General features: G+C 50.9%; 10 protein-coding genes. 9 read left to right on the top strand and 1 reads right to left on the bottom strand.

Annotated features, from left to right (window positions below):
- The first annotated feature begins 97 nt into the window (after positions 1–97).
- The 4 genes from LK436_RS16320 (at position 98) to LK436_RS16305 (ending at position 5,088) form a co-directional block, all read left to right on the top strand.
- Positions 98–562, top strand: a complete 465-nt coding sequence (locus tag LK436_RS16320; RefSeq protein WP_008397322.1) for an Hsp20/alpha crystallin family protein — start codon at positions 98–100, stop codon at positions 560–562.
- A gap of 376 nt (positions 563–938) precedes the next feature.
- Positions 939–2,330 carry a sodium/glutamate symporter gene (locus LK436_RS16315; protein WP_008397324.1) on the top strand — a complete coding sequence of 464 codons (1,392 nt, stop codon included), beginning with the start codon at positions 939–941 and terminating at the stop codon, positions 2,328–2,330.
- A 107-nt stretch (positions 2,331–2,437) separates the two neighbouring features.
- Positions 2,438–3,892, top strand: coding sequence for an amidohydrolase (locus LK436_RS16310; protein ID WP_008397325.1), 1,455 nt, complete (start codon positions 2,438–2,440; stop codon positions 3,890–3,892).
- 23 nt (positions 3,893–3,915) lie between these two features.
- Positions 3,916–5,088: a M20 metallopeptidase family protein gene (locus tag LK436_RS16305; protein WP_008397326.1), complete on the top strand. Its 1,173-nt coding sequence runs from the start codon at positions 3,916–3,918 to the stop codon at positions 5,086–5,088.
- Between the two features lie 12 nt (positions 5,089–5,100).
- Here LK436_RS16305 and LK436_RS16300 read toward each other — a convergent pair whose 3' ends face one another.
- Positions 5,101–6,405, bottom strand: a complete 1,305-nt coding sequence (locus tag LK436_RS16300) for a winged helix-turn-helix domain-containing protein (protein ID WP_044931109.1) — start codon at positions 6,403–6,405, stop codon at positions 5,101–5,103.
- 308 nt (positions 6,406–6,713) lie between these two features.
- Here LK436_RS16300 and LK436_RS16295 point away from each other — a divergent pair, with 308 nt between their 5' ends.
- The 5 genes from LK436_RS16295 (at position 6,714) to LK436_RS16275 (ending at position 13,551) form a co-directional block, all read left to right on the top strand.
- On the top strand, positions 6,714–8,027 hold the full coding sequence (locus LK436_RS16295; protein ID WP_008397329.1) for a putative ABC transporter permease: 1,314 nt from the start codon (positions 6,714–6,716) through the stop codon (positions 8,025–8,027).
- A 139-nt stretch (positions 8,028–8,166) separates the two neighbouring features.
- Positions 8,167–8,952 carry an ABC transporter ATP-binding protein gene (locus LK436_RS16290; protein ID WP_008397330.1) on the top strand — a complete coding sequence of 262 codons (786 nt, stop codon included), beginning with the start codon at positions 8,167–8,169 and terminating at the stop codon, positions 8,950–8,952.
- Positions 8,939–9,739 (top strand): ABC transporter permease, encoded by an 801-nt coding sequence (locus LK436_RS16285; protein ID WP_008397331.1) that lies wholly within the window; start codon positions 8,939–8,941, stop codon positions 9,737–9,739. Before LK436_RS16290 ends, LK436_RS16285 begins: the two co-directional genes overlap by 14 nt.
- A 430-nt stretch (positions 9,740–10,169) precedes the next feature.
- Positions 10,170–12,713: a hybrid sensor histidine kinase/response regulator gene (locus LK436_RS16280; protein WP_049932146.1), complete on the top strand. Its 2,544-nt coding sequence runs from the start codon at positions 10,170–10,172 to the stop codon at positions 12,711–12,713.
- Entirely contained in the window at positions 12,691–13,551 is an 861-nt protein-coding gene (locus LK436_RS16275) for a carbon-nitrogen hydrolase family protein (protein WP_008397334.1), read from the top strand. The genes LK436_RS16280 and LK436_RS16275 overlap by 23 nt, the downstream gene beginning before the upstream one ends.
- The last annotated feature ends 21 nt before the right edge of the window (positions 13,552–13,572 follow it).

Here is a 13,572-nt window from a genome sequence, read left to right as displayed (position 1 = left end):
GAAAAGACGGCTCCCATCAGAAGGAATCCCTCAGGTAGCTTTCAGAACAGCATCCTGAACGGTTACATAGCATAGATATTTGAAGGAGGCATGACTTATGTTATATGTACCAAGCATTTTCGGAGAAAATTTAATGGATGACTTTATGGATGATTTTGGATTCGGTTTTGACGACAGTTTCTTTGGAAGAAAGAATCCTCTGTACGGAAAGCATGCGAAGAACATGATGAAGACCGACGTAAGAGAAAAGGACGACGCTTATGAAGTGGCCGTAGACCTGCCGGGCTTTAAGAAGGATGAAATCCATCTGGAACTGAAGGATGGATATATAACCATCAGCGCCGCCAAGGGGCTTGACAAGGACGAGAAGGACAAAAAAGGCCGTCTCATCAGGCAGGAAAGATATGCAGGCAGCATGAGCCGCAGCTTCTATGTAGGCGAGAATCTGAAACAGGAGGATATCAAGGCCAGATTTGAAAACGGCGTGCTTACCCTTGATTTCCCGAAGGCAGAGATGAACAGACAGGTTCCGGAGAGCCAGAGGATTGCCATCGAAGGATAATGGCCGGAAAATACAGGCGTTGATGAAACAGAAGATTCCAACTGAATGCTCTCATATCTTATATGTACAGAAAAAGAACTCTCACGGGGAACTCCCGCGGGAGTTCTTTTTCTGTATAGAAAGATGCGCACGCTCTGAACAGAAGAGCCTTTAAACTGTATTTTGTCAAATGCGGTTTAAAGGCTCTATTTTTATATATAATAGCAAAAAAATAAAAAAAGAGCAATATTTTTCGGAAATATACAAAAATATTCAAAAAGGCGACAGAACGCCTTTACAGTAAAATTTATAAGTGTTATAAATTTTTTATAAATAGGACATAAAAATTTTATGTCCTAAAATGGACGTCCAACTATCTTAAAAAGGAGAGAGTGCTATGACAAACGCAATGCTTACAGATCTGCTGCAAAGCCTGGGCCTTCTGGGTGTGTTTCTGCTGATAGGGGTTTTTCTGAGAGCGAAGCTGAAAATTCTTCAGAAAACCTTTATTCCGGCTTCTGTGATCGGAGGGTTTCTGCTTTTGCTTTTAGGACCTCAGTGTGCAAATGTTCTGCCTGTTCCAGCGTCCTGGTTTGATACATATTCTCTGCTTCCCGGCATCCTGATCGTTCCGGTTGTGGCTGCCGTCCCGCTGGGACTGAAGATAGGAGGCGGAAAGGCTGACGGCGTGGATCCGGATGTCCTTAAAAATGTGTTCCCTCTTATCGGTATCGGACTGGCGGCAGCTATGTTCCAGTTTGCAGTGGGATACGGAACTCATGTGCTGTTTTCCGGAGAGGATCTCTATGACGTGTTTGGAATTGAGCTGGCTATCGGATTTGTCGGAGGACACGGCACAGCCGGAACTCTGGGAAATATGCTTTCCGCGCTGAACCTGCCTTACTGGGAGACCTCTCAGGGCGTGGCGACCACGACGGCTACGTTCGGAATCGTGGGCGGCATCCTGATTGGCATTATGATGATCAACTGGGCGGCCAGACACGGTCAGACAGCGATGTTGAAAAAACCGGCAGATATTCCGGAGCCTCTGCGTGTCGGCTTTGAGAAGGATATCAAGAAACAGAACTCAGTAGGCCGTGAGACTACGATGTCTTCCTCGATTGACACTCTTGCTTTCCATGCTGCTCTGATTTTTGTTGCCTGCGGTCTGGCGTATCTTCTTTTAATGGGAGCTGAAAAATTCCAGATTCCTGTCCTGAAAAGTATTTCCGTCTGGGCCTACGGCATGATTGTGATGTTCGTCATCTGGGGAATTATGTGCAAGCTGAAGCTGAACTACCTGGTAGACGACAAGATCAAGAGCAAGGTTTCCAGTTCTTTCACAGAATTCGCCGTAATTGCGGCAATCGCAAGCCTTCCGATTCAGGCGGTAGCGTCATACATTGTCCCGATCCTTGTGATGGTGGCAATCGGATATGTGGTAACGACAGGCGTTCTCTTTATTCTCAGCAAGCGGCTGTTAAAGGGATTCTGGTTTGAGCAGATGATTGGAACCTATGGCATGAGCACAGGAGTATTTCTGACAGGAGTTCTGCTTCTCAGAATCTGCGATCCGGATCTGGAGAGCCCGGCTCTGGCCAATTACTCTTTATCCTACACGATCACGAGTATTATTTATTTTGCCATGCTGAATCTCTTCATCGTACTTCCTATGAGCTCCGGAGCGGGCGTGACCGCTTTGGCAGCTTTGGGTCTTGGTATTGCAGCCGTGCTGTTTGCCATAGTGAGCAGCCGTATTTCCTTCGGAAGCCAGTTCAAGGGAAATTAAGATGGCTGAGGCAGGGAGAGAGCCGTTCAATGTTTTCGGCCCTGTGAGGAAGATTCGTTCTTTCCGGACGAAAATCCCAGGAAAAGCAGGTGATTGAGGTGAGAAAAATGCAGAATTATGAGGAACTTCTCGAGAAGCTGAATGCCAGAATATGGGACTGTGCAGAGCTGAAATTTGAAGAATACCAGTCGGCAGAGGCTCTCATGAATGTGATGGAGGAGTATGGCTTCTCTGTGGAGAGCGGGCTGGCAGGGATGGAAACGGCATTCAGAGCCACAACCGGAAAAGGGCGTCCGGTGATTGGCCTACTGGCTGAGTATGACGCCCTGTCCGGCCTCAGCCAGAAGGCAGGCCAGACAAAGCCGGTTCCCAGAGAGGAAACAGAAAACGGTCATGGCTGCGGCCATTGTCTTCTGGGAACGGCTGCGGCCGGAGCCGCGCTGATGGCAAGGGACTATCTGCTTGAAACCGGCAGGGAGGGAACTGTTGTGCTGATTGGATGCCCGGCTGAGGAAGGCGGATCCGGAAAAGCTTATCTGGCCCGGGCAGGCGTGTTTGACGGCCTGGATGCAGCCCTCACCTGGCATCCGGCCGGAGGCAATGCTGTTCTGACAGGCTCCCTGCAGGCAAACTGCCAGGCTTATTTCCGGTTTCACGGCGTTTCCGCCCATGCGGCGGGAGCGCCTCACCTGGGCAGAAGCGCTCTGGACGCAGTGGAGTTGATGGATGTGGGTGTAAACTATATGAGAGAGCACATGGAGCCCACCGACCGGATTCACTATGCGATCACGGACACAGGGGGCAGCTCTCCCAATGTGGTACAGAATCATGCAGAGGTTCTCTACCTGATTCGCTCCACTGACACAGAAAAGGTTAAAAAGCTGTATGAGAGGGTAAAAAATATCGCCAGAGGAGCTGCCCTGATGACGGAGACGAAGGTGGAGGTGGTTTTTGACAAGGCCTGCTCCAATATTCTTTCTAACAGCGTTCTGGAACAGCTTCTCTACGATTGTATGAAAACAGTTCCGCTTCCGTCCTACACGGAGGAGGAGCTGGCGTATGCGGAAAAAATAAAGGAAACTATCACAGACGCTGACATTGCCAGCGATATGTCTCTGATGATGGCCCAGGGGGCAGAAAAGAGAAGGCTGGCTTCCCGCTACCGGGAGCTTCCCATGGCCGATTTTGTGGTGGAACACCGTCACCAGGAGCTGTTTCTGCCAGGCTCTTCGGATGTGGGAGACTGCAGTCATGCGGCGCCCACGGCTCAGTTTGTGGGTGCCTGTTTCGTGCCTGGAACACCGGCCCACTCCTGGCAGATGACAGCCCAGGGAAAAGAAAAGACTGCGGTGAAGGGGATGTTTTACGCAGCGCAGGTACTCTCTGAAGCCTGCCGCCGCCTGCTTGAGGAGCCGGAGCTTGTGAAGCAGGCCAGGAAGGAATTTGAGGAGACCACGGAGGGAAAACCATATGAGTGCCCTATTCCGGCAGAGATCCTTCCCAATGCAAACGGAAAAAGGGAAAACGCCGGCCTGACAGTGGACAGGAAGGACAGAAAATAGACAGATACAGGAGGCGATGGAAGATGACAGTTGCTGAATCGGCAAAGGCCATAGAGGAGCATTTAAGGCAGCTTCGGAGAGAGTTCCACAGACATCCGGAAACTTCAGGCAACGAGAGAGAGACAGCCGCCAGAATCGTGAGAGAGCTTGAGGATATCGGCGGATTTGAGATCCGTGAGGGCGTGGGAGGAAACGGGGTAATCGCAGAGCTTTCGGGAGCTCTGCCCGGTCCCACTACAGCTCTCAGGGCAGACATGGACGCGCTGCAGATTGAGGAGCAGACAGGGCTTTCTTTCTGCTCGGAAAACCGGGGAGTTATGCATGCCTGCGGCCATGACAATCATATTACCATGGCTCTGGGTGCAGCCCGTCTTCTGGCTCAGAGGAAAGACGAGCTGAGAGGAAGGGTGAGAATGATCTTTCAGCCCTCAGAAGAGCTGTCCCCTCAGGGGGGATCGAGGAAAATGATTGAGGAGGGAGCGCTGGAGGGAGTTGACGCCGTATTCGGAATGCATGTCTGGCCGGATCTCCCGCTAGGGAAAGTGGGAGTGAAGGCGGGGCCTCTGATGGCTGCCTCCGATCATTTCACAGTCACCATCAAGGGAAAGCCAAGCCATGCCGCAAGACCCAACGAGGGAATTGACGCCCTGGTGGCAGGGGCCCAGTTTGTAACAGCAGCCCAGACGATTGTCAGCAGAAATGCGGATCCGATGAAGTCGATCGTCATAACCATCGGAAGGCTGAATGCGGGAACCCGTTATAATATTATAGCGGGAGAGTGCGTGCTGGAGGGAACCTGCCGCACCTTTGACCCGTCTGTCCGCGATCTGGCAGAGCGCAGACTGTCCGAGGTGCTGTCCGGAGTCTGCACTGCTTCAGGCTGCACGGGGGAGCTGCACTATGAGAGAGGCTACATGGCAGTGGTGAATGATGAGAAAATGGCGGACTATGTGAGGGAGTCGGCCGACAGGATTCTGGGAAACGGCACGGCTGTATCAGTGGAGCCGGCCATGACTGCTGAGGATTTTTCCTTCTACCTGGATAAAAAGCCAGGAGCCTTTGCCTGGATCGGGACAACGCCGCTGGGTGAGACTGTATGGCCTCTGCACAGCAGCCATTACAGCCCCGATGAGGGAGTGCTCTGGCGGGGAGCTGCCCTGCTTGCAGGACTTGCCCTTGGACTGCGGGAGAGATAGGAAGTTCTGTTATCAGAAAAAGGTTGAGAGACAGGCCTTCTCGTTAAAACAGTAGGTTTTAACGGGACGGCCTTTTTCCATAGGGCCCTCTGTATGCATCTGGGTCAGAAGCCCGGCAAGACAGAGCTTCTGTATGATGCGGTTGCAGCTTCTCGGAGTGATATTCAGCCACTCTGACAGGAGGGAGGAGTTGAGAAACTGCCTGGGATTTTTCAGGAAAAGGCCGATAATTTTCTGCAGATTGCCCTCGTTGATCCCATTGGCTTTGGAAAATATCAGAATTTTTTCATTGTCATAGGAGACATGGAGCGGATCCTGAACGGACAGAGGGCCCATCAGGCGAAGCTGCTCATTGATCAGAAAGCCGTCATTTTTTCCATAGTGGACTGACTCATTCAGAGCCTGCTCTGCCTGCTCCAGGCTGTTGGAAAGGGAGGCGGAAAGGCCTGCGCCCAGACGAAAGGAAATTTCACCGTGGGCGTTCAGATACAGGATCAGAGAGCGCAGAAGAGAAGGAAGCTGTCCGCCGTCCTCAAGCTCCCAGGTGATCTGAAAATAGGTGACAAAGGTCTGGACGGAAAAGCTGACTCCCTGCTCCTTTCTAAAGTCCATCAGAGCCTTCAGAAGCGTAACCTTCTGGTATTCCAGCTCGATACCCGCAAGATTGTCCGGATAGACAAGCCGAATGAGAATACTGGCCTTCTGCACGACGGAGTTGAGGCGGAGTTTTGCCGTAGACACTGCGCTTCGAATAGAATCGGCAATGGTATTGTCATCGGGAAAAATGTACAGGTAGGGGATGTGTGCGTCCTCATACCGTTTCAGGCTGTTTGTTGAGCGCACAAAAGCAATGTCGATTTTCCCCTCATCCCACAGCTTTTTCGCTGTGCGAAACAGCGTCTCATAGCTGAGCACTGGATCTGTACAGCAATGAGGCATCAGCTCAGGGCGGAGGTAGCGGTGCAGCTCCAGATAATTATTGCTTGGTATCAGGAAGTCGCAGTAGATCCGGTTGAGGGGGATGTCCGGATGGGTCTGCACAAAGTCCAGGGCGATTGCCAGGAAATGCTTTGTCTCATAGGACACAAAGGCACAGGGCTTTTCGATATTGGGGATGTTCATAAGCTGGTAGTAGCCGAACTCGCCGCTGCAGAAGATAATATCGCAGTGATCCTTGCATTTATAATAGATATCCTGGATTTCCTCCAGGGTGTGGTAAACGTATTTGTGAAAAATGCAGCCGAAATCATTCTGTTCAATGACACGGTTGATGGCCTGAAGAGATACCTTCGGGCTGATAATGCTGACAGTGATCATATGATTTTTGATTCTCCGTTTCCGATAGTTGGCAGTGGAACACAGGAACTGACACCCTGAGCAAAGGAGCCGGTTCTGTTCCATTCCCTGTATAATAATGTACTATAGCTACCCTGAGGGAGTCAATATGTTCCTGGCGCGCATCCGGTGCGGCCTTGGAGCCTTAGCTGAAAACTATGCTGGAATCCCTGGAATTTGTGTGGTAAAATAGCTGAATTATACCAGCCGCTTTCACAGGGCTTTTCATCAGTATCAGCTGTCAGAGATCCGAAAAAGCGGGAGGAGGAAGTGATTTGAAGTACACAGGGATGGAATTTTTGTGGCTGTTTTTAGTCTACTCATTTTTAGGATGGGTTCTGGAGACAGCTGTGGGTACCATTAAGAGAAAACGGTTTACCAACAGGGGATTTACCACAGGCCCCTTCTGCGGCGTATATGGAACAGCGGCTGTGCTCATGGCAGCCGTCCTTCAGGAACTCAGGGAAAACCCGGTGTTCCTGTTTTTAGGCTGCGCCGCGGTGGCGACGGCGGTGGAATGGATAACTGGAAAAACCCTTGAGCGGCTGAACCGGAAAAAATGGTGGGATTATTCGGAAAAACGCTGGAATTTCGACGGGTATATCTGCCTTTCGTATTCCGTGCTCTGGGGAATCCTCGGCTTTGTGGCTGTCCGGTGGGGAGACGACTTTTTTATCTGGCTGTACCATGCCCTGCCGGGATTTGCGGCAAAGACAGTCACCTTTGCGGCAGCAGCAGTTGTGTTCTGTGATACAGCGGCATCTCTTGCGACAGTGCGCTATGTCAGGCAAAGAAGCCTGAGGGTTCTTAAGACTGCCGGGGAAAGTACGCCGGTCAGAAAGTTTCAATACAGGACCGCCGTTCTGACAAGACGCCTGGGTAAGGCTATAGAGGCAGGAGTGGAAAGGCGAATGGAAAAGGCCTATCCTCTGATTTTTGAGGCAGCGGAGCAGATAACAAAACGAAAAGTCTTTGCGGAGGGCTGCGGATTTTATAAGCTGTTCTGGCTGTTTCTCATCGGCGCTGTCCTGGGAGATTTGGTGGAGACTGTATTCTGCCGCCTGACCGCAGGCGTCTGGATGAGCCGCAGCAGTCTGGTCTGGGGGCCCTTCAGCATTGTCTGGGGACTGGCCATAGCGGCGGCAACCGCCCTGCTCTATAAGGATCGGGAAAAGCCGGACCGTCACCTCTTTTTCATCGGCACGGTACTGGGCGGGGCCTATGAATATGTGTGCAGTGTCTTTACAGAGCTTGTATTTGGAACTGTTTTCTGGGATTACAGTGAGATTCCCTTTAACCTGGGCGGAAGAATCAACCTGCTCTACTGCTTTTTCTGGGGAATAGCCGCCGTAATCTGGATCAAGGGGCTGTATCCGTTCTTTTCCGGGTGGATTGAAAAAATACCTGTCCTCTGGGGATATATCCTGACCTGGGTGCTTGTTGTATTTATGGCGTCCAATATTGTCGTGTCGTCCATGGCTCTGATTCGCTATGACAGGCGCTCGGAGGGAATGCAGGCGGACAATGTGATAGAAAAGCTGCTGGATGAACACTTTGACGATGAGCGGATGGAGCGTATTTATCCCAACGCCCTCGCCAGGTAGAAACCATCTCTCCCTCATCAGTTCTCTCTTTATTCTTTATTCTACGGCAGCAGGCATAACGGCTGCCGTGCCTTTTCACCTCTCAAAAATTTTTTCCATATAATAAATCAACAATTACAATGCATTGGGAGGAATATGAATGATTTCCAAGCTGGAAGTCACAGGGCTCAGCTATTCCTATCACTCTATGGATGGGGAGACGCAGGCCCTTTCAGATATATCCTTTCAGGTTGAGGAAGGGGAGTTTATCGCTGTAGTAGGGCCGTCAGGCTGCGGAAAATCCACACTTCTGTCTATTATCTGCGGCCTGATTAAGCCGGATCAGGGGGCGGTGCGGATCGATGGAGAGCCGGTGGAGAGAACCAGCCCCAAGCTGGGATACATGCTCCAAAGGGATCATCTGTTTGAGTGGAGAAGCATATTTTCCAACGCTTCCCTGGGGCTGGAGATACAGAAGAACCTGGATGAAGAGCACAGGGCTCTGGTTCTTAAGCTGCTCGGGGATTACGGCCTTCTGCAGTTTAAGGATGCCAGGCCGTCAGAGCTGTCGGGCGGGATGCGCCAGAGGGCGGCGTTAATAAGGACACTGGCTCTTGAGCCGGAGATTCTGCTGCTGGATGAACCGTTTTCTGCTCTTGATTATCAGACAAGGCTGGCTGTCTGCGATGACATCAGCTCTATTATCAGGGAAACGAAAAAGACGGCTGTGTTAATCACACACGATTTGTCGGAGGCAGTCAGCGTGGCGGACCGGATTATCATTCTCTCAAAACGTCCGGGAAGGATTAAGGCCATTCTCCCTGTGAAATTTTCCAAGCCGGGGCTGGGCCCCTTAAGCCGGCGCAATGCTCCCGAATTTTCCGGGTACTTTAAACAGGTATGGAATATTCTTGAGAACAGGGAGGAGTCCCATGAGCAGGTATGAAAAATATGAAACCCTGGCCCAGCAGGTCTTTGTGGCAGAACAGAAGCGATACAGGAGAAGGATAGCGGCAGGGCGCTTCCTGCTCCTTTTTCTTCTTCTGGCACTCTGGGAAATCAGCGCCGATACCGGGCTTCTAAATGATTTTATTTTCAGCTCCCCGTCGCGGATGCTGTCCTGCTTCGTTTCCATGACGGCGGACGGGAGCATATTTGTCCATATGGGAGTGACACTGTTTGAAACCCTTGTCAGCTTTGTCCTGGTGGTGCTTTTAGGGCTCTCCGGGGCCATGCTTCTGTGGGCCAGCCGTACGGTTTCCGATCTGCTGGAGCCGTACCTTGTGATGCTCAACAGCCTTCCGAAGTCGGCGCTGGCCCCGATTCTCATTGTGTGGCTGGGAAACAATATGAATACGATTATAGTGGCCGCCGTTTCTGTAGCCGTATTCGGATCCATTCTGACCCTGCACAATGGTTTTTCCACCATGGATCCGGAACAGATTAAGCTAATCTACTCCCTGGGCGGAACCAAGAAGGATGTGCTGAGAAAGGTCCTTCTTCCGGGCTCCCTGCCTCTGATTATCAGCAACATGAAGGTGAATGTGGGACTATGCCTGGTGGGAGTCATCATCGGTGAGTTTCTGGCGGCTGACAGGGGACTTGGCTATCTGATTATCTATGGCAGTCAGGTATTCAAAATGGATATGGTTGTCATGAGCATTGTTATCCTGTGTTTTATGTCAGCCCTGCTGTACCAGGCCATTGCAGTTCTGGAGAAAAAAATCAACTGACCAGCGATTTTGGATATGCTGCGGGGAAAAGCGTTCAGAAGAGACGGAGCAGACAGGCAGGCTCTGGACAAAATGGGATAAAACAAGTGTAAAAGCAGATAGGTTCTTGTCATTCCTGAAAAAAGGAATTATAATGAAAGCCAGGAGAAAACGGCCCGGATTGGGCAGAGGGGCTGCTGCATCAGTCAGACTCCGGTATATTGATGTGCTTCAGGGCTGAGAGTCAGATTGGAGGCCTGGGGCAGGCTTTTCGAGATGCGTTCAATATATCCAGTCACAGGATGATGCAGCGGCCTTTTTCAGCTTTCATTAAATTTCTGCGGATTTTCTGTAAACTAAAAAGCCCGCACGGATGTGCAGAGTCTGACTGCCTGCACATCCACGGGATATGACTGCGGACTGCGCAGTCAGGACAGGAGGGAGCATTAATATGAAAAGGCGCAGGGCAACGCCAACCTATCTGATTGTCATATTAGCTATTTTCGTTATTGGGATATTCATCTGTATCATTGGAATGAACAAGGCTATTCTGAGCAGCGCACAGCTTTCAGGCGTAGAGATTGCCAGGAGGTTTGCAGCGAATGAGATGAATTACAACAAAGAAAACGAGGCGGTGTTGAATACACTGGAGATCGGCCTTCGCCCAGGCAACCGGCCGGAGGATATCCCCTCCTGGCTTCGCGAATATCTGGAATATCTCTGTGATGCCACAGGAATCCAGAATGTGGAGGCCTACGCCTCTATCGACGGAAAAATCGTGGCTGCTACATACTGGGAGGGGGGCGCCTCCTTTGAATCAGAACAGACGGAGTGGTATCAGAAGGCGATAGAGGCAGACGGGGATGTGATTTACACAGATGCATACACAGACGTCCGCCTCCAGAGTACAGTGGTAACCATGGCGAAGCAGATAGAGGGAACAGAGGATGTGGTGGCCCTGGACATATATCCAGGGCAGATGAATGCCAGTCAGAAGATTGAAAATATGCCTGAGAGGTGCAATTATTTTCTCTGCGATTCTAAGGGCACTCTCGTCTACTCCATCATTCAGAATGGCTCCCCTGAGGATGCGCAGTGCTGGTTTGACGGGCTGTTCGGCGAAATAAAAAATGGAGTTCATGACGACTGCCGATCCTACACAGTGGGAGTTGACGGCCTGAAAAGGGGCGTTTATTACTACCAGCTGGACAATGGCATGTATTCCGTTATAACGATTCCCTATGAGGAGCTTTTAAAGGGGACTGTAAACATCCAGAGAATGTTTGCGTTCATGCTTATCGTGTTTGTGGGAGTGGTGGCAGCCTTCCTCATACGTGACCAGCTGAAAGCCAGAAAGGAGCGCCTTTATGATGATATTGTGAGGGTACTGGGAAATTCCTATTATGCCCTCTACCTGATCGACTTAAAAACAGACGAGTATTCTATGCTGAAGGGCTCCGACTTCGTGAGAAAAGAGCTGGAACAGACCGGCAGGTACAGCGATCTGCTCCGGGTGGCATCAATGATAGTGGATGAGGATTCCTACAAGGATTTTACAGAGTCCTTTGCCATAGAAAACATGAGAGAGCTTGTCCAGAAGAGAGTCCGCGACTTCGGCGGGGACATCAGGCGCAAATTTAACCATGAATACCGCTGGGTACATGTGCAGATGCTTTACGATGAATCCCTTCAGAATGATAAGGTTGTACTGTGCTTTAAGGATGTCAATGAGGCGAAAGAGCGGGATCTCTCGAGAATGAAGCTGCTGAGGGAGTCTCTGGAGTCTGTGGAAAAGATGGCCAAATCGAAAAATATGTTTTTTTCCAATATGTCCCACGACATGAGGACACCGCTTAACGGAATTATCGGACTGGCCAGGCTGTCCCTGAGCCGGGAGGAAAATGAAGAGCACATGAGGGACTCCATGAATAAGATTCTGGCACTCAGCAGCCAGCTTCTGGAATTGATTAATGACATTCTGGAGATCTCAAAGATAGAGCAGGGAAAGCTGGAGATCAGCGGCTACGACTTTAATCTGCAGGAAAGCCTGGAGGAGCAGATTGAGGTATTCAAAATCCAGGCGGGAGCGGAGCACAAAAATTTTTCAGCGTCACTCGACATAGAGGACGCCTGCGTCAGGGGCGACTGGAGAAGAACGCAGCAGGTGTTAAACAACCTTCTGTCAAATGCATTCAAATTTACAGGAAAAAACGGAACGATCTCCCTGTCTGTCCATGAAATCAAGGAGGTAAACGGCCGTTACAGAAAATACCAGTTCATTGTCTCCGATACCGGTATAGGCATGAGCCGGGAATTTCTGAAGAAGGTTTATGAGCCCTTTGAGAGGGAGACACGGTTCGGCGCCGCCAATGTGGCGGGAACGGGTCTTGGAATGGCCATTGTCCACAACCTGGTGATCCAGATGGCCGGCACCATAGAGATTGACAGTGAGCTGGGAAAGGGAAGTACAATTACTGTAACACTGCCGTTCCTTCCCGGGACAGAGAAGAAGCCGGAGGAAAAGAGAGAGCAGCCCCTGGAGACGGCGGACCTTTCCGGATACCGGGTTCTCCTGGCAGAGGACAATGAGATCAACATGGAAATATCCACAGAGCTTTTGAAAATGTACGGCCTGGATGTGACGCAGGCCTGGAATGGAAAAGAAGCCGTGGAGCTTTTCCGGGAGATGGGGGAGGGATTTTTTGACATTATCCTGATGGATATGCAGATGCCGGTGATGAACGGCTGCGAGGCGGCCAGGCAGATCCGCGCCATGAAGCGGCCGGATGCCGCCACAATCCCAATTATCGCCGTGACGGCAAACGCCTTTTCAGAGGACATAGCAGCCACGAGAAATGCAGGCATGAACGCCCATATCTCAAAGCCCATTGACTTCGAGATATTCCGAAAGACCGTTGAAAGCCTGTTGAAGGATAGAAAAAACAGCAGAACAGGAAAAGAGGAGAACAGCAATGAAACAGATCAGAAAATATGAGGCAGCTCTCATCCAGATGGATACCCAGAATGACAAGGGAGAAAATCTTAAAAAGGCCCGCCGCTTTATAGAGGAGGCCGCCGCCCACGGGGCAAAGCTCATCTGCTTTCCTGAGGTGATGAACCTGATTGGAAAGAATACAGGAGAGGGAGGGGGCAGGGAGGAAGTTCCCGGCTATACTTCAGAGATCCTGTGTGAGGAGGCGAAAAAGCACGGAGTTTACATCCATGCGGGCAGCATCACAGAGCAGGTGCCCGGGCAGAAGCGATCCAGAAATCTGAGCTTTCTCATTAACCCGGAGGGAGAGATTATCGCCGGTTACCGCAAGCTCCATATGTTTGACATCACCCTTTCGGACGGAACTCCGTTCAGGGAGTCGGATCGGGTGCAGGGGGGAGAGGAGATTGTCACGGCAGAGACAGAGCTGGGCGTGTTCGGAATGTCTGTCTGCTATGACGTGAGGTTTCCGGAGCTCTACCGCCTGATGGCTCTTTCAGGGGCTCAGGTGATTTTCGTCCCTTCCAGCTTTACCATGCCTACCGGCAAGGATCACTGGGAGCCGCTTCTCAGAGCCCGTGCCATTGAAAATGGCTGCTACATCATAGCTGCCGGACAGACAGGGACAAAGCCGGCCTATACAGCCTACGGAAACAGTCTGGTGGCAGATCCATGGGGAACTGTTATTGCCAGAGCCAGAGATGAGGAATGTATTACCTATGCCCAGATCGATCTGGACTATCTCGATAAAATCAGAGAGCAGCTGCCGTCCCTGGAAAACAGGCGCACAGATGTGTATGAGGTGATTTACAAAAAGGGCAGTGCTGCGAAGGACAGATAGCTGCAGAAGCAAAAGGAAAGC

The organism is Clostridium sp. M62/1 (assembly GCF_020736365.1).
Taxonomy (GTDB): domain Bacteria; phylum Bacillota; class Clostridia; order Lachnospirales; family Lachnospiraceae; genus Otoolea; species Otoolea saccharolyticum_A.
This window is presented reverse-complemented; position numbering and strand designations above follow the sequence as displayed.

Excerpts from the sequence above, each read along its gene's own strand:
- LK436_RS16320 (WP_008397322.1), top strand. The coding sequence starts at position 98 with ATGTTATATGTACCAAGCATTTTCGGAGAAAATTTAATGGATGACTTT.
- LK436_RS16315 (WP_008397324.1), top strand. The coding sequence starts at position 939 with ATGACAAACGCAATGCTTACAGATCTGCTGCAAAGCCTGGGCCTTCTG.
- LK436_RS16310 (WP_008397325.1), top strand. The coding sequence starts at position 2,438 with ATGCAGAATTATGAGGAACTTCTCGAGAAGCTGAATGCCAGAATATGG.
- LK436_RS16305 (WP_008397326.1), top strand. The coding sequence starts at position 3,916 with ATGACAGTTGCTGAATCGGCAAAGGCCATAGAGGAGCATTTAAGGCAG.
- LK436_RS16300 (WP_044931109.1), bottom strand. The coding sequence starts at position 6,405 with ATGATCACTGTCAGCATTATCAGCCCGAAGGTATCTCTTCAGGCCATC.
- LK436_RS16295 (WP_008397329.1), top strand. The coding sequence starts at position 6,714 with ATGGAATTTTTGTGGCTGTTTTTAGTCTACTCATTTTTAGGATGGGTT.
- LK436_RS16290 (WP_008397330.1), top strand. The coding sequence starts at position 8,167 with ATGATTTCCAAGCTGGAAGTCACAGGGCTCAGCTATTCCTATCACTCT.
- LK436_RS16285 (WP_008397331.1), top strand. The coding sequence starts at position 8,939 with ATGAGCAGGTATGAAAAATATGAAACCCTGGCCCAGCAGGTCTTTGTG.
- LK436_RS16280 (WP_049932146.1), top strand. The coding sequence starts at position 10,170 with ATGAAAAGGCGCAGGGCAACGCCAACCTATCTGATTGTCATATTAGCT.
- LK436_RS16275 (WP_008397334.1), top strand. The coding sequence starts at position 12,691 with ATGAAACAGATCAGAAAATATGAGGCAGCTCTCATCCAGATGGATACC.